At 63.6% G+C, this 24,327-nt stretch carries 21 protein-coding genes; 11 read left to right on the top strand and 10 right to left on the bottom strand.

Annotated elements, in window-relative coordinates; genetic code table 11:
* Positions 1–152: 152 nt before the first annotated feature.
* On the bottom strand, positions 153–719 hold the full coding sequence (locus tag GGQ88_RS21160) for a rubrerythrin family protein (protein ID WP_246385371.1): 567 nt from the start codon (positions 717–719) through the stop codon (positions 153–155).
* A 91-nt stretch (positions 720–810) separates the two neighbouring features.
* On the opposite strand from GGQ88_RS21160, the gene GGQ88_RS00275 reads away from it, so the two are divergent.
* The 6 genes from GGQ88_RS00275 (at position 811) to GGQ88_RS00250 (ending at position 4,851) form a co-directional block, all read left to right on the top strand.
* Complete coding sequence (locus GGQ88_RS00275) at positions 811–1,092, top strand: PepSY domain-containing protein (RefSeq protein WP_183611033.1); 282 nt, start codon at positions 811–813, stop codon at positions 1,090–1,092.
* Positions 1,093–1,094: 2 nt separating this feature from the next.
* Positions 1,095–1,697 carry a cytochrome b/b6 domain-containing protein gene (locus GGQ88_RS00270; protein WP_183611032.1) on the top strand — a complete coding sequence of 201 codons (603 nt, stop codon included), beginning with the start codon at positions 1,095–1,097 and terminating at the stop codon, positions 1,695–1,697.
* The gene (locus tag GGQ88_RS00265) at positions 1,678–2,364 is read left to right on the top strand and encodes a response regulator (protein WP_183611031.1); all 687 of its coding nucleotides are present in this window, start codon (positions 1,678–1,680) and stop codon (positions 2,362–2,364) included. The genes GGQ88_RS00270 and GGQ88_RS00265 overlap by 20 nt, the downstream gene beginning before the upstream one ends.
* Positions 2,357–3,700 carry a sensor histidine kinase gene (locus GGQ88_RS00260; protein WP_183611030.1) on the top strand — a complete coding sequence of 448 codons (1,344 nt, stop codon included), beginning with the start codon at positions 2,357–2,359 and terminating at the stop codon, positions 3,698–3,700. Before GGQ88_RS00265 ends, GGQ88_RS00260 begins: the two co-directional genes overlap by 8 nt.
* A 91-nt stretch (positions 3,701–3,791) precedes the next feature.
* Positions 3,792–4,493 (top strand): VIT1/CCC1 transporter family protein, encoded by a 702-nt coding sequence (locus tag GGQ88_RS00255; protein ID WP_183611029.1) that lies wholly within the window; start codon positions 3,792–3,794, stop codon positions 4,491–4,493.
* Between the two features lie 19 nt (positions 4,494–4,512).
* Entirely contained in the window at positions 4,513–4,851 is a 339-nt protein-coding gene (locus tag GGQ88_RS00250) for a hypothetical protein (protein WP_221214441.1), read from the top strand.
* A gap of 81 nt (positions 4,852–4,932) precedes the next feature.
* Here the strand turns inward: GGQ88_RS00250 and GGQ88_RS00245 are convergent, their stop codons facing one another.
* The 3 genes from GGQ88_RS00245 to GGQ88_RS00235 all read right to left on the bottom strand — a co-directional run bounded on the left by GGQ88_RS00245 (position 4,933) and on the right by GGQ88_RS00235 (position 9,407).
* Positions 4,933–7,476 carry a HupA family protein gene (locus tag GGQ88_RS00245; RefSeq protein WP_183611027.1) on the bottom strand — a complete coding sequence of 848 codons (2,544 nt, stop codon included), beginning with the start codon at positions 7,474–7,476 and terminating at the stop codon, positions 4,933–4,935.
* A gap of 76 nt (positions 7,477–7,552) precedes the next feature.
* On the bottom strand, positions 7,553–8,311 hold the full coding sequence (locus GGQ88_RS00240; RefSeq protein ID WP_183611026.1) for an MDR family NADP-dependent oxidoreductase: 759 nt from the start codon (positions 8,309–8,311) through the stop codon (positions 7,553–7,555).
* A 157-nt stretch (positions 8,312–8,468) separates the two neighbouring features.
* Complete coding sequence (locus GGQ88_RS00235) at positions 8,469–9,407, bottom strand: AraC family transcriptional regulator (RefSeq protein WP_183611025.1); 939 nt, start codon at positions 9,405–9,407, stop codon at positions 8,469–8,471.
* Positions 9,408–9,586: 179 nt separating this feature from the next.
* Here GGQ88_RS00235 and GGQ88_RS00230 point away from each other — a divergent pair, with 179 nt between their 5' ends.
* Entirely contained in the window at positions 9,587–12,136 is a 2,550-nt protein-coding gene (locus GGQ88_RS00230) for a TonB-dependent receptor (RefSeq protein WP_183611024.1), read from the top strand.
* A gap of 87 nt (positions 12,137–12,223) precedes the next feature.
* Positions 12,224–13,312, top strand: a complete 1,089-nt coding sequence (locus GGQ88_RS00225; protein WP_183611023.1) for an aromatic ring-hydroxylating dioxygenase subunit alpha — start codon at positions 12,224–12,226, stop codon at positions 13,310–13,312.
* Between the two features lie 99 nt (positions 13,313–13,411).
* Here the strand turns inward: GGQ88_RS00225 and GGQ88_RS00220 are convergent, their stop codons facing one another.
* Both GGQ88_RS00220 and GGQ88_RS00215 read right to left on the bottom strand, forming a co-directional pair.
* Entirely contained in the window at positions 13,412–13,582 is a 171-nt protein-coding gene (locus GGQ88_RS00220) for a hypothetical protein (RefSeq protein WP_183611022.1), read from the bottom strand.
* Positions 13,583–13,604: 22 nt separating this feature from the next.
* A complete protein-coding gene (locus GGQ88_RS00215; protein ID WP_183611021.1) occupies positions 13,605–14,519 on the bottom strand; it encodes a Rossmann-like and DUF2520 domain-containing protein in 915 nt (304 codons plus the stop codon).
* Positions 14,520–14,660: 141 nt separating this feature from the next.
* Here GGQ88_RS00215 and GGQ88_RS00210 point away from each other — a divergent pair, with 141 nt between their 5' ends.
* Genes GGQ88_RS00210 through GGQ88_RS00200 form a run of 3 tightly spaced genes read left to right on the top strand, consistent with a single transcriptional unit; the run spans position 14,661 to position 17,246 of the window.
* On the top strand, positions 14,661–15,461 hold the full coding sequence (locus GGQ88_RS00210) for an enoyl-CoA hydratase/isomerase family protein (protein WP_183611020.1): 801 nt from the start codon (positions 14,661–14,663) through the stop codon (positions 15,459–15,461).
* 55 nt (positions 15,462–15,516) lie between these two features.
* Entirely contained in the window at positions 15,517–16,299 is a 783-nt protein-coding gene (locus tag GGQ88_RS00205) for an SDR family NAD(P)-dependent oxidoreductase (RefSeq protein ID WP_183611019.1), read from the top strand.
* Positions 16,296–17,246, top strand: coding sequence for a glycoside hydrolase family protein (locus tag GGQ88_RS00200; protein WP_183611018.1), 951 nt, complete (start codon positions 16,296–16,298; stop codon positions 17,244–17,246). Before GGQ88_RS00205 ends, GGQ88_RS00200 begins: the two co-directional genes overlap by 4 nt.
* On the opposite strand, the gene GGQ88_RS00195 is transcribed toward GGQ88_RS00200, so the two are convergent.
* The 4 genes from GGQ88_RS00195 to GGQ88_RS00180 are packed head-to-tail and all read right to left on the bottom strand — an operon-like array spanning position 17,230 to position 24,270.
* A complete protein-coding gene (locus tag GGQ88_RS00195; RefSeq protein WP_183611017.1) occupies positions 17,230–20,544 on the bottom strand; it encodes a glycosyltransferase in 3,315 nt (1,104 codons plus the stop codon). The genes GGQ88_RS00200 and GGQ88_RS00195 overlap by 17 nt on opposite strands.
* Positions 20,541–21,254 (bottom strand): AcvB/VirJ family lysyl-phosphatidylglycerol hydrolase, encoded by a 714-nt coding sequence (locus GGQ88_RS00190; RefSeq protein WP_183611016.1) that lies wholly within the window; start codon positions 21,252–21,254, stop codon positions 20,541–20,543. Before GGQ88_RS00190 ends, GGQ88_RS00195 begins: the two co-directional genes overlap by 4 nt.
* Complete coding sequence (gene mprF / locus GGQ88_RS00185; RefSeq protein WP_183611899.1) at positions 21,251–23,788, bottom strand: bifunctional lysylphosphatidylglycerol flippase/synthetase MprF; 2,538 nt, start codon at positions 23,786–23,788, stop codon at positions 21,251–21,253. The genes GGQ88_RS00190 and mprF overlap by 4 nt, the downstream gene beginning before the upstream one ends.
* 53 nt (positions 23,789–23,841) lie before the next feature.
* Positions 23,842–24,270: a DUF2147 domain-containing protein gene (locus tag GGQ88_RS00180; RefSeq protein WP_183611015.1), complete on the bottom strand. Its 429-nt coding sequence runs from the start codon at positions 24,268–24,270 to the stop codon at positions 23,842–23,844.
* Positions 24,271–24,327 lie beyond the last annotated feature (57 nt).

The raw sequence follows: 24,327 nt of genomic DNA, 5'->3' as shown, positions 1-24,327 counted from the left end.
TCGATGGTGTCGCCTTGAAAGCAGTTGTTCAGCGGCAGGTACGGGCCCGTCGACAGCCACCATTCGAATTTCACGGCCTGCTTGGCCCAGCGTTACGGAGCAACAAGCTTCCGGTGCCGGCCGGGGGGTGTTGACCGGCACCGGGCGCTGGCTCACTTGGAAGGAAGCTTCGCCAGCGCATTCCTGTAAGCTTCGTAGTGTGCGCCTTCATCGACGGCGATTTGCCGGAACATAGCCGCGACTTTCAGATCGCCAGCAGCTTCGGCCTGCTTGGCAAAGGTCACGTACATCGTGATGTTCTCGTAATGCTCGCCCGCCATTGCATCTTCCAGGTTGGCGCTGTCCGTGCTGCCCAACTGCAAGGCAAATGCCTCGCGGTCGAAATGCTCATTGGCTTCGATATTGGCAGATTCGCGAAAGAGCCTGGCCAGCTCCGGGTGACCGGCGGCCTCGGCTTGATCGGCATAGCGCAGATATTTGAGGTTCGCATAAGCCTCGCCGTGCATGGCGGTTTCGAGGTTTGCACGGGTTTGTTCAGACAAAGGCGTTGCGGCAGGCGCTGCAGCCATCGCGTGGCTGGACAGAAGCGTTCCGATGCAAGCGGTGGCAGCAAGAAGGGTGCGGTTCATGTTGGAATCTCCGGTGCGCGCCTGAAGAGCGCTGCCCCGGCGATGTCGGCCAGACTCCTGACGCGTTCCTGACTTCTCGCTGAAATTCATCCATCCGGCTTGTCAGCTTTTCGTCAGTGCTCCGGTGCAGATCGATCGGTGCCGGACTTCTCTGCGTCCGCCATATCCGAGGATCTGCACAATGAACCGTTCCACGCTTCTGAAACTCGTTTTGACCGCATCGGCCCTTTCGGTGTCGACCATGGCAGTTGCGGCCCCTGTCTGTACCAAGGTGCCACAGGCCAAATGGCTTACCCCGGCCCAGATGAAGGCACGGATTGCCAAGATGGGCTACCGCACCATCAAGGTGTTTCAGGTCTCGGGCAGTTGCTACGAAATCTATGCGCTCACCAAGGATGGCAAGCGCGCCGAAGTTTATTTCAACCCGGCGACCGGTGCGGTTGTCCAGAACAACGTGGACTGATCATGGCGCTTGCTGACCTTGCGCCGCTCCCCGCGCAACCGGGCGCGGGCATGTCCCGGGTCAAGGTCTGGGATCCATTGGTCCGCATCTTTCACTGGACGGTTGCGGGTGGGGTCATCGCCAACCTGACGTTTCTGCGCCATGCTGACGACCCCCACATTTACGTGGGATACATGGTCGTCGCAGCGCTAAGCGTCAGGCTGGTGTGGGGCTTTGTGGCGCGGGGTCATGCGCGCTTCACCAGCTTTGTGCCCGGACCACGGGGATTGATTGCGTATCTGGCGGCCATGGCCCGGCGGCGCGAGCCTCGCCATATCGGCCACAACCCCGCCGGTGCCGCAATGATCGTAGTGCTCATGGTTCTGCTTGCTGCGGTGGGTGTGACAGGCTGGATGATGGGGCTCGATGCCTACTGGGGTGTGCCCTGGGTTGAAGGCGTTCACGAGTTGAGCGCCAATTTGCTGATCGGTGCGGTATCGTTGCATGTGATCGGAGCCATTGCCGAAAGTATTCGCCATCGTGAAAATCTGCCGCTGGCCATGATAACCGGATACAAACGGTCAGCAGAGGGAACGGATGTCGATAATGCGCCTGTTGCTCGTTGAAGATAATGCCCGATTGGCCAGCCTGATCCGCGAAGGTCTCGATCGCCAGGGCTTTGCTGTCGACTGGTGTGAGAGCGTGGCTGGCGCCGAACACGCTCTCAAGATCAACGCCTATGACCTCATGCTGCTCGATCTCGGATTGCCCGATGGCGAAGGGCTCGATCTTGTACGAAAGCTGCGGCGAGCAAAGCTTATGCTGCCGATCCTGATCCTGACCGCGCGGGGCGGGCTGGATGACCGGGTGCTGGGCCTTGACGCTGGCGCCGATGATTATCTGATCAAGCCGTTCCAGATTCCTGAACTGGCGGCGCGATGCAGGGCGCTGCTGCGACGTCCCGGAGCGTCGCTGGGCACCACGCTGATCGTGGGCAATATCAGTCTCGACACGGCCGAGCGCACAGTGATGGTGGGCGGGCACACGATCGAGGCAACGCCACGCGAAGTCAGCCTGCTGGAACGCCTGTTGCGGCGCGCAGGCCATGTGGTGGCCAAGCCAGCACTGGAAGGCGCGCTCTATTCGATGGACGCAGAAGTTACGCCCAACGCGCTGGAGGCTTGCATGTCACGGTTGCGCAAGCGGCTGAATGCCGCTGCTGCCGATGTCCAGATCCGCACTGTTCACGGGGTAGGCTATGCCCTGTTCGCGCCTGTATCGACAGATGGATAAAGCCGGCAATCGCAAGACCGGGCCGACCGGACCAACGCTCTTTCGCCAGATCGCCTTGCGCCTTTCTGGCTTCACGCTGCTGTTTGCCGCAATGGATGTCGCCATCGTGGTTGTGACATACAGCAGCCAGCCTGAATCGCTGGCACAGGAACTGCTGTCGCTCGAAGCCGAAAGGGTGCAGTCGGCCACAGACACCGACCCGGACTATCTGGCCGGCCCTCCGGGTGCGGATCGCTGGTCCGCACGATACATCGACGACCTCGGCGAGATCGCGGGAGCCAGCGTCGGCAGCGCCAATGGCGGCAGGTTGATGGATTGGACGCGGCGCGAGCGCATCGCTGGCGGCTATCGGATAACCGGTGTCCGCTCGGTCGTTCGCCATGGCAAGCAGCATTGGCTGCTCATGCAGTTCGAAGGCGATGGGATCAGGCCCTATGCTCCTGTAATCCTGGACGAGATCGTTCAACATGTCGCCGTGCCGCTGATCCCGCTATCGACACTCTTGCTGATCTTCAACATTGTGGCCGTACGGCGCGTGCTGAAGCCGCTGCGGCAGGCCGAGGCGGAGGTCGACGCGCTGGACCCCGACAACGGCTTCCATCGCTTGTCCGAAGTGACCGAGCCGCGCGAGGTCAACACGCTGGTCCGGGCGGTCAACCGGGCCTTGATGCGCCTGGACGAGGCGATGGCCATGTTGCGCAGCTTTACCGCCAACGCTGCGCATGAATTGCGCACGCCCTTGTCGATCATGCAGCTGTCGCTGGATCGACTGCCCCCCGGCGAGGTGCGCGATGAATTGCAGGCCGACACCCAGCATATGACGCGTCTGGTGGAGCAGATGCTGGATCTGGCTCAGGCTGACGCGCTTGCGCCCGAGTTGCTGGAGCAGGTTGATCTGGCGGACATCGGACGTGAAGTGGTTGCGGCAATGGCCCCCAAGGCCTTTGCCGACCACCGCGACCTGCAGTTCGCATGTCATGGTAACACGATTGTGCTTGGTCATGCCGAGGCGATCACCCGCATCTATCGCAACCTCATCGACAATGCCTTGAAGCACGCGCCAGGCCAAACCGCGATCGATGTCATTGCAGGCCCCGGCCCCCAACTGAGCGTGCGCGATCATGGCGCTGGAATTGCTGACGAAGATTTGCCGCGTTTATTCGACCGCTTCTGGCGCAAGGATCGGCGCAAGACCGACGGCGCAGGTCTCGGCCTTGGCATCGTTCAGAAGCTGGCCCAAGTCCATGGCGGAACCGCGATGGTCGAAAATGCGGCCGATGGCGGGGCCGTTTTCCGCGTCACGTTCCTCGCCGCCGAGCCAGCCAAACCTGCCTGACCGGTCAGGACTTCGTCAGCTTTCACGCGCACCGTCGCACAATGTTCAACCGCACCGAAAGTTTGGGTCAGTCAATGTTGTCGCAAGGCCAATGACACGCCTTCATCTTACGCCCGAACGTCATCTTGTCTCGCGGATTGGTTGGCTTCGCGCTGCGGTTCTCGGCGCTAACGACGGCATCGTTTCAACAGCCAGCCTGATCATCGGCGTTGCTGCAGCGGCAGCCAAGCCCGCAGATATCCTGATTGCCGGCGCTGCCGGGCTGGTGGCGGGCGCGATGTCGATGGCTGCTGGCGAATATGTCTCGGTCAGCTCGCAGTCCGACACCGAGCAAGCCGATCTGGCGCGTGAACGCAGCGAGCTGGCAGGCGACCTCGATGCAGAAGTGCAGGAACTTGCCGAGATATACATCAAGCGCGGGGTTGAAGGTGCCACTGCCTTGACCGTGGCCAGGCAGTTGATGGCCAAGGACGCTCTGGCCGCTCATGCTCATGACGAACTCGGGATATCCGAAGTTACCACTGCACGACCGATACAGGCGGCGCTGACCTCTGCGGCGACCTTCACCGTGGGTGCGGCACTGCCCCTGACGATTGTATTCCTCGCACCGCCAGCCTTGCTGATCCCGCTTGTGGCAATCGCATCATTACTGTTCCTCGCCCTGTTGGGTGGCGTTGGCGCACGCGCTGGCGGTGCGCCGATCGTGGCAGCGACCACGCGGGTCACGTTCTGGGGCGCGTTGGCCATGGCGTTGACGGCTGGCATCGGGCTGATTGTCGGCACCGGGATATGATGACCCGGTTGCCAGCAACGTGACCGCTCTGCGCTCGAGCATGGTGAGCCGGGAGGTTGTCCCGTTCTACCTCTCGCTCGCATTGCTTGGCGGGCTGGCGCTGGGGCTCGATGCGCTCCTCCACATATCCGGGCAGGTCTGGAAGAAGGCATCAGGAACGTCGCCAACTGCACTCGCTGCCGAAGCCATTGCTGCTTTGTGCAAACTGGAAGCGGCAGCCCTTGCCAACCTGAATGCCGCCGTCGATGCAATGGCGGTGCGCGGCGTCCGCGTTCTGGCCGTAGCGACTGCGGCACCTTCGGACCGAAACTGGCCGGAAACCCAATCGGGCTGCCGTTCCAGAGGACGAGGCGCCTAGGTTGGAGCGGCCGACAAAGCGCACATTAGGACAGCAGATATCGAGACTATCAAGTCGGTCGGATCCACGGTAACTGCCGGGCTAGAAAGCTTTGGTTATGCCGATCTCGGCGGCCAGTCGACGATACTCGAACAGTGCAACTGTCGATGAGTTGCGCTCCGCGATAAGCCTGACCACGGGTGCAAAACCAGCGATCGTCGCCTGCCTGAAAGTTCCGCCGACAACACCGCGCACCAGCCATTCGCGCCGCGGTTCGACAAAGAGGAAGAAGGGTGCGTCCGCGCTCAGCCGCCGCGCAGTCAGCGATGTGAACAGGGTTGTGCGCGGCAAGAAGGACGCCAGCGTGGGCAGGCCGAACGCATGTGTAGAGGTAACGCGCGCGCTGCCCGCCGCTGTCGGTACGAAATCACGGACGGCAAGGCTCGCATAGGATAGCGCGAGTTCAGTGTTGCCGGAGCCGGCGCGATAGACACGGACCGTATCGACGCTTGAACTGTTCGACCTGCGAAATGTCGTGAAGCGCGCATCGGACTCGGCCGGAACTGCCTCGGCGGGCGCGAAATTACCGTCGATGTTGAACCGATCGTATCCAGCGCCCACGTCGACTCCGCTAAGCTCAATCGGAGTCCCAGCGGAGGTGGTCTGACTGGGCATTGGAATGCTGAGCGACGTCCTGATGCTTCCTAGCGACACATCGCTAAGCAAGCTGGTCAGCGTTTCGAAGGCCGGAGCCGTGGTGGCGCGCGTCCCGGTAATCACGCCGACGCCTGAGCGGATGGGCGTGCCGCTCGTCAGGCTGTAGGATAGGCCGATCTCGCCTGCGCCGGGTCCGTAAAACATACCGTTGGCGGGGCCCGAAGGGCCGCTGCCGACAGCATCCTTGATCGTCAGAACGCCGCTCAATTGGCCGTTTGCAATGCTACCGGTGTAGTCGAAGCTGCCCGGCGCGGGCATTGTCGGACTGAAGGCGCTCCGAAGGTAGACCGCCCCGTTTCCACTAACGGTTGCTCTCGCCCAATCTACCGAAAACAGTCCGCTGCCGTTCACCTGAGATAGATGGGGCGGCGGTGATGTCTCACTGATCGGCTGCACCCCGTTCAGCACGACGCCGAAGCTCGCCGTACCAGTCGTTGGGATATCCGAGATGGTGGTCGGGATGCCGAAGACGAAGCTTCGCATCAGCACACTGAGAACACCACCTGCCTTCGCGTCGCGCGACCAGATGCCGCCAGCCACGTAGCGCGTGCCGATAGCGCCCCGTGCGCCGGTCGGGGTCAGCTGTACGGTATCGTTGCCGCTGCTCCCGCTAGTCCGGAAAGTGTCGGCAAGTCGGTTGCTGGCAACCTTGTCACCAGGCGCAAACGTTGTGGAAGCGCCGCCTTCCATCACCGTGTAGCTTTGCGTCGCGGCATCATAGCGGACAGTAAGCGGCATGGTTTTCGGGGATGCAGGCGAAGTACCGTTGCCCGGATAGACCGCCGATGCGCTCTGGACTGTGGCCGCAAACGTGTCGCTTCGGGTCAGCGGATCAAATGACGTATTGGCAAGTGGCGTCGGCGCAGGCGGCGATGGTGGTGCCGGGGTGCTGTCGACGGCCCCGCGCTTGGCCACGATCACGCCCTGTCCAAGCAGTGTGACGCCCGATCCCGGTGTGACCAGCCGAACGGTCGCACCCAACTCCTGCACGGCCGGTCCAAAGAAGGCGCCTGAAACCGAGCCGATCGTTCCCGGCGTGCCGCTGATGTCGGCGCTGAAAAGATTATCGGGCCGGCCGTTCGGGGTGTTTGGGCTGTATTGACCGATACGGCCATTTGCCAAAGTGAATCGCCCAAGGTCGGTGGTCGTGCCCTGAAAGGTCGCCGCAGCCGTAAACGATCCGCCGATGGTCAACGCGCCAAAGTCTGCCGTCAGCGTGGCAAGCCCACGAAGTCCATAGCGATTGGCCGACCCTGCGCTGAGCGCGTCACCGTAGAACACGCCGTCGAAAGTGGCTCGCCCCGCAACCGGAATGAACAACGGGCTGCTTCGCAAGCCGAAAGGAATTACACTCAACCCGAAGCGATCGGTGAGCGCGAAGCTCACAAAGTCGAGCGGCAGCTCGGTGTTGCCCGATCCTTGATTGTACATACGGTATGTGATGGGCGTCGATACATTGGTTCGCCTGTAGACACTGAAGCGTCCGTCGGATTCGGCGGTTACCAGCTCGGATGGGCCATGCGCATAACCATTTTCGAAATCGAACGTCTGCGCCGCGGGATCAAGCGTGACCCGCGACTCGATACCGCCATTGAACTCGACACTGACCGGAAGACCTATCCCTTGCCCGCTGGTGTCGACCCGCAACGAGAATTGCTCATAGCGCAGCGAACCTGTGCTGATCAGGCTCGAAAGGGTCTCGACCACAGGGGCGGTCGTGCCGCGTCGCCCGATCAGAGTACCAACCGTAAAGTTATCCGAACCTCGGGAACTGCCAAACGCAGCGCCGACTTCGGCAGCGCCCGGGCCAAAGAAGCGCCCTGATACGACATTGCTGCCGATCGGGCTGGAAAGGCTGACATTCACGCTGCCGACCAGACTGCGGCCCGCGCCCGAGATGGTGCCGCTCCCCGAAAATGGATCATACACTATGGCTGGTACTGATCCCGGGGTCGCCGTGCGCGACGTGGCGGTGCCCAAAACCATCCACCGACCCGTGCCAAAATCAGCGCTCAACAATCCCGATCCGGTATAATCGGTAATCAAGGAACCGCTGCTGCCTTGATTGCGAACCGGCGAACAGGTCCCCGAAGACTTCGGGAAGTTGCGCGAATCCGGTGCGCACGTCCTCTCTATGAGTTATTTTTCCTTCCTTCTCCCACTCGCGGAGCTGCATAACGGCCGCCGCAGCCTCGTCAGCGTAATTGCCCTGAAGGAAACCCTGGATCGTGATGCCGCCGTAGATGATCCGCATCATGTTGGAAGGGCCGGGCGCCGGTTCAGCGTCAGTGTAGCTCGCGATCTGACCGCACAGGACAATCCGCCCCAAGCTGGCCATGTTATCAACCGCCGCCTGCAGAATATCGCCGCCCACGTTGTCAAAGAAGACATCGATACCGTTTGGGCAAAGGTCAGCGAGCTTCTCCGCCACGCGTCCTTGCCGATAGTCAATCGCCGCATCCAGCCCGCAGCTCTCGGTCAGCCACGCGCATTTCTCGGACCCGCCGGCGATGCCGATCACCCGACAGCCGACGATCTTGCCAATTCGCGCCGCCATCGACCCTGTCGAGCCGACCGCACCCGAAACCACGAGCGTCTCACCGGTCGGTACGCACAAGAACACCCGGTTGCGCACCAGCAGTTCGCCCGGCTGCAGTGATGCCGGGTCTGGAACAGAACCCTCCCGGTACTCGAAATCGGCAAGCGGAGCGTTGCCCTGCGGCCGGCGAGCGAGCAACCACTGGCGATTGATCCCGGATTTCATGGTCGACTCCTGAAGTCTGGGCGAAGTGCACCTAGCGCGATCGAACTGCCCCGGAGCACATCATGTCTTGACCTCCATCCAACCGTCATGCGGAAAGGTGAAGCGCCATCAAGCAGACTCTCTTCTTCAAGGTCGGAAGCTGACGCGATTATCGGGTCTACTTGAGTGTTTCCTGTCGGTATTTTCTTGGAGTGACTCCAAGAGCGCCCTTGAAGTGCCGCGTGAATGCCTCAGGTGTTGCGAAACCCGACAAGGAAGAGATTTCGCCGACGCTGACGCGAATATACCGCTGATCGGCTAATAGTCGCTTGGCGCTCGCCAATCGCAATTGCAGCAGTTCATGGCCGAATGTGGTTCCGGCCGATGCGAAGAGTTTGTGCAGATATCGCACCGATATCTTGTTCAGATAAGCAATCTGAGATGCGCCAAGATGTGGCTCATTGTGGCGCTCGAGCATCGACCGGCGAATGGCTCGCAACAAGGCGCCACGCTGACGGCCATCTACCTTGATGGCATGAGGCGACATCGCAAGCGCGAGTAGGTTTCCAAGTTGTTCAGCAAGCATGTCGTCGTCCATGACCGGGCTCGAAGCCTGGTGTGAGCCGACTGCCCGCAAACCCAGGGCCAGTGCTCTCTGCCAATGCGGGTCGCAACTGGTGCCCGCAATCACCGATCCGCCCGGATCTGGCATGAGCCGACGCGCCCATGGACCGGGCATCTGCATGACGATGCAGGCACAGCGCGGCGAGGTCACGAACGAGTAGCTTTCGCGCTCATCAAGAAGGCACCAATCCCCTTGCGACAGGGTGAGCGTCTGCCCGAAACGCCGCACTTCCATCCCGCCTTGATCCACAAGCGAGAGCTGCAGCCGATCGTCCCGCCCATCCGCTCGATGGGTGACCGATTGGTATTCCGCATCGACCAACGCGATCCGCGCAGCACCAAGCGGACGAAGCGCGATGCTGCCCTGAAAGTCGATCTTGCGCCGGACGTCGATCTCCATCGTCGACAGGTATGCCGCCACTTGGTCTGTCCAGAAGCGATGCCTCTGACCCACCGGCGCATTCATCGTGCTGATGTGAAGCACCTCTTTCATGAGCCTCTCCCGAGCCGATACGCAGGCTAGCATGAAACGAGCGCGGCGCGAGCATGCGCGAGTGCACGTTTCACAGGGTACTTTGTGCACTTGGTGCGCTGTTTGCCGATAGTGGACTTCCGTATCTCTGAGCACGCACACCGACACTGGGAAAACCAGGGCGGGAGGGGAGAAGAGTTATGCGTTTTGCGACAGCAGCAAGTGTTTTGGCGCTCGCGATGCCGGCAACGGTCAATGCACAGGAAAGCAGTGAAACTGCAAACGAAGGCGGCATCGCGCAGATTGTCGTGACGGCGCAAAAGCGCGCCGAGAACGTTCAGGACGTGCCGATCGCAATTTCGGCCTTCTCTGCTGATACACTCAGGGAGCGCGCCGTGAGCGACGTGGCGCAGATATCGAATTCGGCACCCAATGTCTCGCTCGACGCGGGCACGCCCTTCTCGGGTTCATCGGCTGTCCTTTCAGCCTTTATCCGCGGCATCGGCGCAAATGACTTCGCGATGAACATCGACCCAGGCGTCGGCATCTACCTTGACGGAGTGTATCTCGCCCGAACCGTCGGTGCCAACCTCGATCTGCCCGACGTCGAGAGGATCGAAGTGCTCAAGGGGCCCCAGGGCACACTCTTCGGCCGCAACACCATTGGCGGCGCGATCAGCGTCGTTACGCGCAAGCCCGGCGACACGCCCGCCTTCGAAGGGGATATTACCACTGGCCGCTACAATCGCCTCGACGCCCGAGGCTATGCTGACCTTCCGCTGTCGGAGACGCTGAAGAGCTCGATCACGTTCTCGATAAAGAACCGCGATGGCTACCAGAAGCGCCTGCCATATCAGTCCGCTACGCCCTTCGTCACGGAAAGACCCGGCTCATTGCCGCAGACCGGGTATGAAACGGCGAGCCGCGAGGGCAGCCAGCATGAATGGACCTTGCGCGGAAAGCTGCTGTGGGAGGCCTCGCCTTCGTTGCGCGTTACGCTGGGCGGCGATTACATGAAGATCGACCAGTCCTCGATGTCGAGTTCGGTTCTTGCGGTGACTACCGGCGTCGGTGGCCCATTTGCCGGCCTGGCGCAGAACAACATTCCCGGCACCGCGCTCGACGTTGTCACCGGATCGTCAGGTTTCTTCTTCGGCGGTCTCTACAACTTCTGTATCGGCGCGACCCCGACGCAGATCGCGGCGCGCAATGCCGGAGCGCTCTGCGGCGTGCGCGGGACACCGGTCAATCCCGCCACGAACCTGTCGGCCCTGGCTGGCGTCAACGTCGACGGGGACCCGAACAACAACCGTTTGCCCTATGACAACCGCTGGGTCTCCACTGACAAGGACGTCAGCTATGCAACAGGCAACAGCTTCTCGAACATGCAGGTCTATGGTTTCACGGGGACGCTGGATTTCGACGTCAGCGACACGATCGCGCTGAAGTCGATCACCGGCTACCGCAACTTGCGCTGGTCATCGGGGCTCGATCTCGACAATTCGCCCGTGGCACTGCTCGAACCCTCGTTCTCGCTTTCGCAAAACCAGTTTAGCCAGGAAGTCCAGCTGATCGGCAACGCTCTGGACGAGAAACTCAATTTCGTCCTTGGTGGATACTACTTCCGCGAAACCGGCAAGATGCGCGACTTCGTGACCTTCGCGGACGGCTTGCTCCAGATTATCGGCCCTAACGACCTCAAGACGAAGAACTATGCGATTTTCGGCCAGGTCGACTGGCGGCTGAGCGATCTTATCGGTGTGACGTTGGGGGGGCGCTACACCCATGAAGACAAGGACTTCACCGGCGGGCAATCGGACGCCAACGGCTTCAACTACAAGCTGTTCAACTGCCCGGTCTATGGAGAGCCCTGCCAGTCGATCCTCGGATTTCCCGTGCCCGGCCAGCCGCTAAGGTACTATGTCGCTGGGGTTCAGAAGAAGAAGTTCAGCAACTTTGCCCCCAAAGTCGGCATACAACTCCACCCGAACGAAGATGTGATGGTCTATGGTTCGTGGTCACGCGGATACAAGACCGGTGGCTGGACGACCCGCCTGTCAAACCCGCTGCCGACCGCGCCGGACTTCGACGAGGAAGAGGCCGAAAGCTTCGAGGCAGGCATCAAGTCGACCCTGCTGGACCGGCGGTTGCAGCTCAATCTTGCTGCGTTCACGACCCGCTACACCGGCATCCAGCTGAACTTCCAGCAAGGGGTAAGCCCAACCGTCCAAAATGCAGGCACGGCCAGGATCAAGGGCTTCGAAGCTGAAGCGATCATCGCCCCGGCTGATGGCCTGACGATCAACGCATCACTCGGCTATACCGATGCCTACTTCACCAGCGTTCTTGCGCAGGCCGTGGTAGCGCCCAATCCTTTCCAAGCCGGAACCATGGCAGGTTCACAACTGCCCAAGGCACCGAAGTGGAAGTTCAACGTCACGCCGCGTTACCGGCTTGATCTCGGTGAGCGGGGCGTAATCGTGCTGCTGGCGGATTACACGCGCACGTCGTCGCTGTGGAACGATACCGAGCGTACCTACCTGCTGCGCCGCCCGGGCCTCGACATCCTCAACGCCAGCATCACTTATCGGTCACCATCGGATAACTGGGAGCTTACCGTGGGCGGGACCAATCTCACCAACACGCGCTACATCGTCACCGGGCAATCCCAGGCGTTCGGGGCGGGCTTGATCTATGGCACCTGGAGCCGCCCGGCCGAATGGTACGCCAGAGTGGGCGTGAAATTCTGACCCGACAAAATGCATGTCGCAGCCTCCCTGTTGCGGCACGCAGGCCCGGATCCGGCACCACTGGGTCCGGGCCATGCGATCAAGAAAATGGCGAGAAAAGACATGCTGATCCGCAACTGCTGGTACGTCGCTGGATGGAGCTACCAGTTCTCGACCGACAAGCCGGTCCAGCGTATGCTGTTGGGCGAACCGGTGGCGATCTGGCGTAGCGGCGATGGCGCGATCGTTGTCATGGAGGATCGCTGCGTACACCGCCTGGCCCCGCTTTCGCTGGGCCGGATCGAAGGCAATCAGATCCGCTGCATGTACCACGGGTTGCGCTTCAATGCGGCTGGACGCTGCACGCAAATACCAGGTCAGGAAATCATTCCAGCGACAGCCTGCGTTCGAACCTATCCGGTCGTTGAGCGCAACGACTGGGTCTGGGTGTGGATGGGCGATCCTGAAAGGGCCGATCCTTCGCGCATCGCGCAATCAAAGGCGCTCGACGATCCGCGCTGGGTCCTCAAGACCGGCGAACTGCACTACCAAGCCAACTACGAACTGATAAACGACAACCTGCTCGATCTAACCCACCTGGCCTATGTCCATGCGACGAGCTTTGGTGCCGGGCCTGCCTGGGCGGAAAGCCGCCCGAAGGTGGAAGCGATCGCCGAAGGGGTGCGTTCCTCGCGCTGGATCATCCGAACACCGCCTGTGCCGCCTCTCGGCAAGGCTGCCGACCACCAGCTTGTCGATATCTGGACCAGTTACGACTTCGTGCTGCCGGGTGTATTCCTGCTGTACACCGGGATATTCCCCGCAGGCACGGCAGAACGGTGCAGAAACGCTGCGCCTCCCGACGACCTGCCCACGCTGTTTGCGAATTTCACCAGCCAAGCGGTAACTCCGACAAGCGCGACGACGACCTCTTACTACTATTCTTGGGGGCCTGCGGCGGAACACGGCGACGAACAGATGGCGCAGGCGATGATCGATGTCGCCACCGGCGCCTTTCTTGAAGACAAGCTCATGATCGAAGCACAACAGCGCATCATCGACTGCGCGCCCGACGCCCGCCCGATGCCAACCTCGGCCGACAAGGCCATCACGATTTTCTCGCGATTGATGCGCAGTCAAGATAGTGAGGCTGTGTGGATCACGAAGCAGCGCACAGAAACGACCCTGACAGACTAAGATAAGCTTGGTGAGCTTGCCCTTGCAGCGTCATGTTCCCACGCTGGGAACGGCACATACAAATAGACTACTGCCGCCGCAAAAGTGGCTATTCGCGCTTCAGATTGCCGTGAACGATACCAGCCCTTCGGCTTCCGAAGGGTGCGATGGTCGGCCGATGGGGACGCCACCAAGCGATTGCATGATCATCTGCTTGCCCTGCTCCACTGAGACGCCGTGTTCGCTCGCCAGGCGTCGTGCGAGGTCCACCGCCTTGAGCCTTGCAGACACGATGGATGCGGGTGACCGCGAATCATTCGCCAATCAGGCGATGTAGTCCCGATCTCGCAGGTTTTGGATCCCTGCGGTCCTGTTCCATAAGGGTGGCCAGCGCCATGGCGCGATAGGCGGGCAGGGTTTCGGGACAACTATCCTCAAGTGCTGCAAGATGGCTTTGAATCGTATCGGTATCCCCGCGCAGGATGGGGCCGGACAGGGCATCGAACCCGCGCGCAATGCTGTTCTCGAGCGCGGCTGACGCCAGCGGCGCAACGACGCGGGCGGGATCCTCGACACCTGCACACTCCAGCATTCGCAAGGCGCCGGCGAACAGGGTCACCAGGTGGTTTGCCGCGTGACACAGGGCCGCGTGATAGAGGGGGCGATCATGCTCTGTGATCTCGATCGCGATCCCGCCCAGCGCGCCAACAACCGCACGTGCCGCACTGATGGTGGTATCCGAAGCGGTAATGGCAAAGCAGGCGCCGCTCATCCGGCGCACCTCGATTTCGGGGAACCCTGTAAAGGTCATGGCAGGATGGATGGCCGCGACCCGCGCCCCGTTCGCCCGCAACGGTTCAAGAACCGCGCTGCCCTTGCTGCCGCTGATATGGAAAATGAGCGGGGCATGGGCGAGCGGTGTCGACGCCATGGCCTCGACAATTTCGGCAATCGCTTCGTCGGCCACGGCAATGGCAATGATATCGCATGCGCCGACAAGCGCCTTGATCGACGGAGCCTGACGGCACTGACCAACGCGATGGACCGTTGCGGCACAGTTCGACGAAGAGCGGCCCCACATGAGCGGCAGAGCAGCCGATTGCGCGCCAAGCCCGAGGGCCAGTGCCTGCGCCGCCCGGCCAGTCCCGATAATGCCAACCTGTCTGAACGCGGAGTTTTCGGTCACGACCTGATGGTAGCCCGATATGGGCAGGAGCGCCAACGCCATCACCTTGCGCCCCTTGCTACTTCTGCACGGACCGGGCTGCCGTCCTCGTCAAAACCGCAGCCAGCAGTGATCGAAGCGACGACTGAACTTGCCAACGCGCATGCGATCTGATCTCGGATTCCTTTTTGCTACGGACGAACCATGACGCTCACCGACGGCACGACGAATGGCTTGGAACTGACGCTTGACGACGGTGTTGCCACGATCGTCATCGATCGCCCGCACGCGCGCAACGCGATGTTGCTGAAGATGTGGTGCGACCTTGCCGGTCTGGTGACTGCCGCCGACGGCGATGGCCGCGTCGGCGTCATCGTCTTGCGCGGGCGGGGCGGCCATTTTGGCGCCGGAAACGATATCGCCGAGTTCGGCCAGTTGCGCAGCGATCCGGACGGCGCGCGCCAGTTCGGCTGGGCAATGGCCAACGCCATGCGCGCGGTCGAGACCGCGACGAAGCCGGTGATAGCCGCCGTCGAAGGGTCGTGCTTCGGCGCATCGGTGGCGCTTGCGCTTGCCGCAGACTTGCGCATCGCCGCGCGGAGCGCACGCTTCGCCATCACCCCGGCAAAGCTCGGCGCGCTCTACCTGCGGAGCGATCACCACCGGCTGGCTGCGGCCGTCGGAACGGGGCAGGCGCGGCGGATGATCTACACCGCATGCGCGCTCGACGCCGCGCAGGCCGAGGCGATCGGCCTGATCGACGTCCACATCGCGGCGGACGATTTCGACGCGGAATTGAGCGCGCTTACGGGCGCCATACTCGCCGGATCGCCTTATACCCTGCGCCACAGCAAGCGTATCCTGCGCGATGTCGGCTTGGGCGACGCGCCGGTCGAAACCGATGAGACGATCGGCTGGTTCGCTGATGCAATTCTGGCTGCCGACTTCGCCGAAGGTGTGGAGGCTTTCCTCGCCAAGCGCCCTCCAAACTTCGCGCGCGGCTGACTCAAATCTTTCCGAAATGTAATGAAACCAGCCTCTTGCTGTCCCGTTGAGCAGCATGACCGACCCAATCACACTCGCAGCGATCGTCACCGGCGGTGAATCCGGCATCGGCAGGGCCTGCGCGCTCGCACTCGGCCGAAGTCACGTTCCGGTTGTGCTCACGTACTACGCTGACAAGACCGCCGCCGACGCGGTCGTAGCCGCCATCGCGCAGGCCGGCGGCCAGGCTCTCGCCTGCCAGTGCGATGTCGGACACGAAGCCGCCGTCGATGCCCTGTTTGCCAGTGCCGAGGCGCGCTTCGGCCCGGTTCATATGCTCGTCAATTCCGCCGGTCTCAACATGAGCGATACGCCCGTCGAATCGATGGAGCTGGGGCAATTCGACCGTGTGCTGAAAGCCGACCTGTACGGCCCGTTCCTGACCTGCCGCCGCTTCGTGCGCGGCCTTGACCGGAGGAGGGGCGATGCCCCTGCACGGATCGTCAACGTCTCCTCGATCCACGAACGTGCGCCGCGTGCCGGCGGGCTCGATTACGATGCGGCCAAGGGTGGTCTGGCGCAGCTGACGGCAACGCTCGCGCTCGAACTTGCGCCGCGTCAGATTGCGGTCAACGCGGTCGCGCCCGGCATGATCCTGACGCCCATGAACCAGTCCGCGCTCGATGACCCGCAAGTGCTTGCGACCAAGCAGGCGGCCATACCGTGGGGGCGGGCCGGCACAGCGAACGAAGTCGCCGACCTCGTCCTGTTCCTGCTCTCGGACAAGGCCACCTACATCACCGGCACCACCGTCACCATCGACGGCGCGCTCTCGCTGACCGTGGCGCAAGGCGCATGAGCGGCACCGTGCCCCGCCGGGTGAGCCTTGATTTCGCGGTCGAAGCGATCGACGTGGTCAAGCTGGACGCTGCGCGCAAGGACGGCCTCCTCGAAGGCTATGACCTGATGAGCCCGTTCGTGTGGGAGCGCGAAGGAAAATTCGACCTGCTCGTCCGGGTGCTGCCCAATCCGCTTGCACCCAGCGATCCCACCGGGGTGATCTATGCCGGTAAGTCGGACGACGGGCTCTCGTTCGCGATGCAGGACAGCCCCGCGATCCTGCCCGGCCCCGAAGACAAGGATGCGGGCGGCGTCGAAGATCCCACCGTCGTCCTGTCCGGGCAAGACGTGCTGGTATTCTACACCGGCGTCGACCGCGCCCGCTCGCAGGGTGCAATGCTCGTCGCGCAAGGCCCCGACCTGACGCAGCTTGCCAAGAAGGAAGTGCTGCTCGAAGCGCCCGAGGGCGAAGGCAACATCAAGGAAGCCACCGTCGCACAGGGCGCGGACGGGACGTACCGCCTGTTCTACGAATATGCGCGCGACATCCGTCCAGGCGTCGGTGCCTCGCGCATCGGCATGGCCGTGGCGACTACGCTCGACGGACCGTGGAGCGTGGTCGAAGATCCCTTCACCGTGCGCGAGAAAGCGTGGGACAATTGGCACCTTTCGACCGGCCCGATCATCTCGCGTCCGGGCAAACCCCACGTCATGTTCTACAATGGCGCGACCCTCGACGCGCGGTGGCGCATTGGCTGGATCGCGTTCGACGAAAACTTCACGCATGTCGTCGACCGCTGCATCGAGCCGCTGATCGTCCCGCCGCCGCCCGAACTGCGCTCGGGGATAGACATCGCCTTTGCGGCATCGTGCGTCGATCATGGCAAGAAGATCCACCTCTACTATTCGCTCGAAGACCGGGTGCTGCGGCGCTCCACGCTGGTCTGGCTCACGCCGGAATTGTAGCCGGCCCTCCTGCGACCACGCTGCCGGTGCGGTCGAGCTTGCCCCAGCCGACGACCCAGCCACCGATCGCCGATGCCAGCGCGCGGATCACCACCCAGTACATGATCTGGCGATAGACCAGCCGCTGCGCCACCAGCAGCCCGGCGGGGTAGGGCGGACGCCGGTCGTCGAGCCGATAGGCCACCCAACCGCAGGCCACGTCGATCGCGGTGAACACGCTCCAGTACAGCGCCATCCGCCCCAGATCCCCCTGCGTCTGCGCCCAGCCGTGCTGGACCACGCGCGTGATCGTCGAAACGATCGACAGCAACAGCGCGGCATCGATCAGCGGGGATATCGCCGCAAACGCGATCTGGAACAGCCACGCCTGCGGTAGTCCGACCAGCCCAAGCCCCGCAGGTTTGCGCGTCGCGATCACGCGCCGATGCTTCCACAGGCATTGCAGGGTGCCGAACGCCCAGCGGTAGCGCTGCTTGGCAAGCGACCGGAATGTCTCGGGCGCTTCGGTCCAGGCCACCGCGCGGGGATCGTACGTCACGCGCCAGCCCTTGCGCTGGATCGCGATGGTCAGGTCCTGATCCTCGGCCAGCGTGTCTTCGGGATAGCCGCCCGCATCATCGAGCGCAGCCCGGCGCCACGCCCCAACCGCGCCCGGAACAACCGTGATCGCCTCGAAGCCCGATAGCGCGCGGCGCTCAAGGTTCTGCGCGGTGATGTACTCCACGGCCTGCCAGCGCGTGACCAGATTGACGCGGTTGCCCACCCGCGCATCGCCCGCCACCGCACCGATCTGCGGATCGGCAAACCACCGCGCCAGCCGCCGGATCGTCAGCGGCTCGAACTGGGTGTCGGCGTCCAGCGCGATCACCACTTCGCCGGTTGCCTGAAGCAGCGCGCGGTTGAGCGCCGAAGCCTTGCCGCCGTTCTGCAAAGTCAGCAGCGTGACACGCGGATCGCCGCCGAACCGCTCCGCCACGACCCGGCTGGTGCCGTCCTTCGAGCCGTCGTCCACCACGATCACCTGCAGCGCCGGATAGTCGCTGGCAAGCACGCGCTCGACCGAACTCGCGATCACCCGCTCCTCGTTGAACGCGGGGATGATTACCGAAACCGTCGGTTCGTACTCGGGCACTGCGGCGCGCGGCGAGCGGCTCTGCCACCACGCCAGCCCGGTCATCACCAGCGCCCGTGCGATCCCCAGAGCAATCGCCACAAAGAACAGCCAGGTCACGAAAGCGCCCAGCGCATGCAGCACCACGAATGCCGCGACGTCGACGCGCACCGCAGTCAGGTCCGATGGAGACAGCGCGGGCATCGCAACCGCAGGCGCAACGCCGACAAGCTGCGAGGCTGTCACGAACCGATAGCCCTCGGCCCGCAATGCCGCGATAATCTGCGGCAGCGCCGCCACCGTCTGCGACCGGTCACCGCCGCCATCGTGGAGCAAAACCACGTTGCGGCTCGAATCCGCACTTGCGCCGTGCACCTGATCCAGCACCTGCCGCACGATCGCATCGGTGCCCGGGTTCTGCCAGTCGTTGGGATCGATGTGCAGCCCGACGATCGTATAGCCCGCCCGCTGCGCCTTCAATGCCGGGCCAAGCTCATCGGCGGTGGTCGGCTCGGCATCGCCGAAATAGGGCGCGCGGAACAGGGTCATGCTGCGCCCGGTAAACGCCTCGACCAGCCGCTGGGTCGCGTTCAGCTCAAGGCTCGCCTCGCCGTCGGAACTGCCTGCCAGATTGGGATGGGTGTAAGTATGATTGCCAATCTCGTCCCCATCGGCAACCATCCGCCGCAACAGGTCGGGCCGCACCAGCGCATTTTCGCCGATCACGAAGAATGTTGCAGGCACATGGGCCTTCTCCAGCGTCGTCAGCACTTTGGGCGTCCATTGCGGATCGGGGCCGTCGTCGAAGGTCAGTGCCAGCAGCTTGGGATCGGCCGCGCCCGATCGCCGCACCACGAACGGTGTCGGCAGCGCGTCGTAGCGCTCGTCGCGGATCAGGTGCTGGTCGTCGAAGCGCACGCTGCGGCTCCCCGAAACCGGCGTCGCGGTGATCCGCAGGATTTCGCCATTGCCCTCGACATCGTTGCCGCTTTCGGACGTCAGCCGCGAAAGATCGGGCGATTTGCCATTGCGGAATGCCGCCAGATCGTTCCAGAAGCCAGGGTCCTCGGTGCCCAGCCGCCACAGCGCGACACTGCCGAGCCCCAGCCGGCTCATCGCCAGCATCTCGTTCCAGTTGGTTGCCGCATCCAACATCCACACCGCGTGCGCGTCGCCGTCCTCGTCATAGGCGAACCCCGCATTGCCGCTGGCCTTGTCGAAGCCGACCGCCGACCCGCTATCATGCGCCGCAAGCCACGCCTCGCTGATCGACAGAGCGTCGGCGCTGCCATCGTGCCAGTCGTAAGCATAGCTGCCCAGCGCCACGATCAGCTTGTCGGCACCCACGCGCCGCGCCGCTTTCTGGACCTCGGTCAGATACCACGATTGCGACGCGATCGGCCCGGCCTCGCCGCCCTGCCAATGTTCGTCATAGGCCATCAGGATGACCCTGTCCGAAGCCTTCGCCAGCGCCTCCAGCGGCCACGCGTCATCGCCTGCGGGCGCAGTGACGGCAAGTTGCGCGCCATCGGGCATCGCCGCGTTCATCTCGCGCAGAAACGCTATATACGCTGGCATGGCGGACGCGGGCAGGCTCTCGAAGTCCATCACCAGTCCGGCACCACCATGCTGCGCAACATAACCGGCAAGCTGGTGCTCCAGCGCCTTGCGCGCGCCGGGGTTTGCCAGCAGCCGCGCGGTGCCTGCGCCGTCCCAGCCGTCGTTCGCAACATTCTGCACCATCGGCAGCACCTTGAACTTGTGCGGCTGGCTCCCGACCCATGAATCGAAGCGCGGATCTTCGGCGATCTGCGGAAGATTACCCGGCCCAGCGATATTGATCGACGCAGGCACAACCCAGTCGAGCTGCGCGGCGTTGCGGGCCAGCGACTGGAACGAGGCATCGTTGCGCGGCTGGTAGAATGCGATCGTCAGCGCTTCCTTGCGCGGATGCGACCCCAGCTTGGGCAGCCATGCCTTGAGGCTTGCGAGGCCACGTGCATGGTGCAGCTTGGCCGATCCATAGTGCGGCGTCGGCAGGTCGAGCCCGCGCCGCTGCGGCATCGCTACCAGCGTCGTCGCGAATGCGATTGCGCCCAGAATTACCGCCAGGATCGCCAGCGCCAGCGCCCGCTTGGCGAACAGCCCGCGTTTGCCGGTGGGATCGAAGAAGACGGGACGGGTCATTTGTGCATGTCCGATATTGCCGAAACTATTGCGTTCACCACGCGCGGCGCGTCATGGTGCAGATAATGGTCGCCGGGCAGGGGGACGTCGCGCGCGGTGCCGTGTCCCAGCATCCCGCACAGGCTGGCCGCTTCGTCCGCACCGTGGACGCAGGTGAGCCTGGTCCATTCCATCCGGGCCAAAGCACGCGCAGGCCGCGCGTCGGGCGTGCCGAGGTACGCGATTCCGCTCGGGTCGGCGCGGAAGTGGACGTTGTTCGACGGCACCACCAGCACGACCCCGGCCACCTGCGATCGCAAGCGCAGCGGCAGGCCGGGCACGACTGTCGCAAGGATGTCCGCGCCGAACGACTGGCCGATCAGCACCACCTTGCGCGCACCGCGTGCCAAAGCGTCCTCGATCGCATCGGTCACCACGGCGTCGGTCTGGGCGCGGTCCAGATGCTTCGAAAACGCGACCGGCGAGCTGATGCCCGTGACCGGATATCCCCGCGCAGCAAGACCGCGCGCGATGTCCTTGCTCATGCCCAGCCGCAGCCCCATGTCGCCCGACAGGAACACGGCCGCGATATCCCGTTTGCCCGCACTGGCCGGATACTCGGTGCGTTCATTCCACCCGAGCAGATGAAGCGCGGGAGCATTAAGCGCGGCAAACAGGGCAAATGCCGCCACGACTGCGCCACGCAGCTTCCACGAGCGTAAAACGGTCATGCCGCGCGCTCCGTGATCGGCTTGACCGGAGGCGGAACGCGCGCGGCAACCGGATGCCGCCCGATCAGCCGCGAGACATCGCGCAGCGATTGCAGCAGCGCCACGCCCTGCGGCCCCGCCAGATAGCGCGGGCGCCAACGCGGAGCGAACTTGTCCTTATACGCCCGCAGCCCCCGAAATCCGTAGAAGCGCTCGCCATGGCGGAACACCAGCGCCGCCGCGCGCGCCCAGGCCGGCGCCAGCCGCCGATCCTCGATGCCCGACAGCGGCACCATGCCCAGCGTGAACCGCTGGTAGCCCTGTTCGCGCGCCCACAGCAGCAGGTTGGCGAACAGAAAATCCATCGTCCCGCGCGGCGCATCGTCGCTGTGCCGCATCAGATCGACCGAGGCTTCCTCCTTGCCCGTGGTCAGCCACAGGTTTGCAAACGCCACCGGCCGCCCGTCGAACATCACCAGCGCCACGTCGAAGCGTTGCACATAGGTGCGGTCGAAGAAGCCCAGACTGAAGCCTTTTTCGCGCCCGTCGCGCGAAGCCAGCCATTCGTCAGAGATTGCCTCCAACTGGTCCATGACCACCGGCACCGCCGCTGCCGGAACGATGCGGAAACTGGCACCCGCCCGCGCCGCCGCCCGCTCGGACTTGCGCACCGAACGCAGATCCGGCGTATCGAGCGTGAAGTCGGGCAGGTCGATCACTGCCTCCTCGCCGTACTTCACGATCTGCAGGCCCAACCCGATGGCGATGTCGAGCACCGCCGACGACGCCTCGTACAGCAGCAGCCGCCCCTGCTGGCGGTGCGACATATCGCGAATCCGCCACAGCAGTTCTTCCCATGCTTCGGGCGTGCCGATGGGGTCGCCCATGACGACCCACGTCGCGCCCTCCACCTGATACATCAGCAGCGCATCTTTCTGGCTCGAGATCAGGAAGCGCTTGTCCCCGGTCAGCGCCAGCATCGCCTCGGTCCGGTCGGCGCGGGACAGGATCGCGCGGATCGTCTGCCATTCTTCGGCCTCCGGCAGCGGGCTCGCCAACGCGCGCGCGGGAGCCAGCATCCGCCACGCGGCGAAGCCCAGCAGCAGGACCGCGCAGCCCAGCATCGCCCGCAAATAGCGCGGTGCCTGCGCCCCCAGCGCAAACCGCCACCACAGCGCATCGCTATAGGGAACGTGGCGATAGGCGAACAATCCGGCCCATCCCGCCAGCATCGCGGCCATCGCGATCGCAATGATCCAGCCCGCGCCGATCGGCTGCGCGGTCAACGCGGTGCGCCGGTTGAACTTGGCGCGCCCGACCTGCAGCAGTGCCGCGACCGCAAGGCACACCGTCGCCTCCTCGTAATCGATACCCTTGCCCAGCGAAAACAGCGCGCCCGCCAGCAGCAGAACGCGCGCCAGCACGCTCGCGCCGTCGAGCCGTCGATACAGCCCCGGCGCAATCAGCATCAACGCCGTTCCCGCCATGCTCGCCGCAACATGGCTTGCCTCGATCAGACCCAGCGGCAGCACATCGCCCAGCGCGTCGATCCGCCAGCCGACCGGCGGCAGCGCGCCCGACAGCAGCAGCATCGCACCGGCCAGAAATGTGCCGCAACCCAGCAGCAGCGGCAGGATATCGGCAACGACGCTGCGGATGCCGCCAAAGATCAGCGCCAGCCGCCGGTTGCGCGTCACCTCGTGCCACGCCAGCAGCACGATGCCGAGCGCGAGCGGCAACAGGTAGTAGATCAGCCGGTATGCGATCAACGCCGCGAACACGCCCGTCCGGTCGCTCGTTGGCAGCACCGCCAGCACGGTCGCTTCGAACACGCCGACGCCACCGGGAACATGGCTCACCAGTGCCACCACGATACCCAGCGCCCACGCCAGCATGAATAGCGGGAACGCATCGGGTTGGGCACCGGGTATCAGCACGAACAGGGCCGCACTCGCACATAGAAGGTCTGCCAGGCTGGTCGCGAACTGCGCCCCCAGCGCCCGCACACCGGGCAGCGGGATCGTCGCGCCGAACACGCTCAACGGACGCGTCCGGCGCGCAACGGCAAACGCACCGCCAGCAATGGCCGCGATCAGGCAAGCACCGACCGCGTGCATCGACCCCACCGAAAGCGTCAGCCAGCCCAGATCGATCGGCGCAGCGCCCAGAACCAGCGCGCATCCGCCCACGCTCGCCACACCGATCCAGAACATCGCGCCTGCCAGTGCGATCACCCGCGCCACATCGGGACCATCCAGCCCCGCGGCAACATAGATCCGGTAGCGCGCCGACCCGCCCGTCAGCAGGCCGAATCCCAGATTGTGGCTCAATGTATAGTTCGTGAACGATGCCAGCGCGGCGGTCCGCCAGGGCAGGGGCCGCCCGATCACCCGCAGCGCGATATGATCATAGAACGTCAGCGCGAGATAGCTTGCCGCCGTGAACCCGAGCGCAAGCAGCAGCCGCACCGGCGTCAGCGCATGAAGCGCCCCCTGAACATCGGCATAGCGCATCTCGTTGGTCAGATGATCGAGCGCGACGAATGCCAGCGCCATCAGCGCCAGCACCGCACCGGTTGCCGCGATCCGCTTTTGGCGCACGGAAATCCTCACTTCGGCAGCTCCGCGATGCGCGTCCAGATCTGCGACTTGCACAGCAACCCGTGCAGGATGCAGCCGCTGATCTTGATGCGATCCGGTCCCAGCACATCCAGCTCCGAGCTGAACTTGTGGCCCATGTCGGGCACGAACACCGTACCCTGCCACTCGCCCGGGCGGCGCGAGCGATAGTCCTGCAGCAGGTCGACTCCGATCAGGTTCGGCACGCCGCTGTCGCGCGCGTCCTCCTTTGCGCCGCTACTGGCCCACACGACCCTGCCGCACAGCGCGTTTCCACATAGCTCGTTCTGCAGCGCGACCGAATGGTGCGGATTGATCCACAGGCCCGTGACCGGATCGCCGGGGCGTCCGCTCGGCACCGCACCTGCGGGGCTCGCCAACAGGCTCATCACGATCAACGCCACACCGGTCTTGCGCATCTTCGGCTCCTTTCGAAGATGCACACTTGCCCTTGCGCGAATTGCCGCGTGGTGGCG

Origin of the sequence: Novosphingobium hassiacum, assembly GCF_014196055.1 — a bacterium.
Lineage (GTDB): Bacteria > Pseudomonadota > Alphaproteobacteria > Sphingomonadales > Sphingomonadaceae > Novosphingobium > Novosphingobium hassiacum.
Note: the sequence above shows the minus strand (reverse complement) of the source record. Positions and strands in the feature narration are given on the sequence as shown.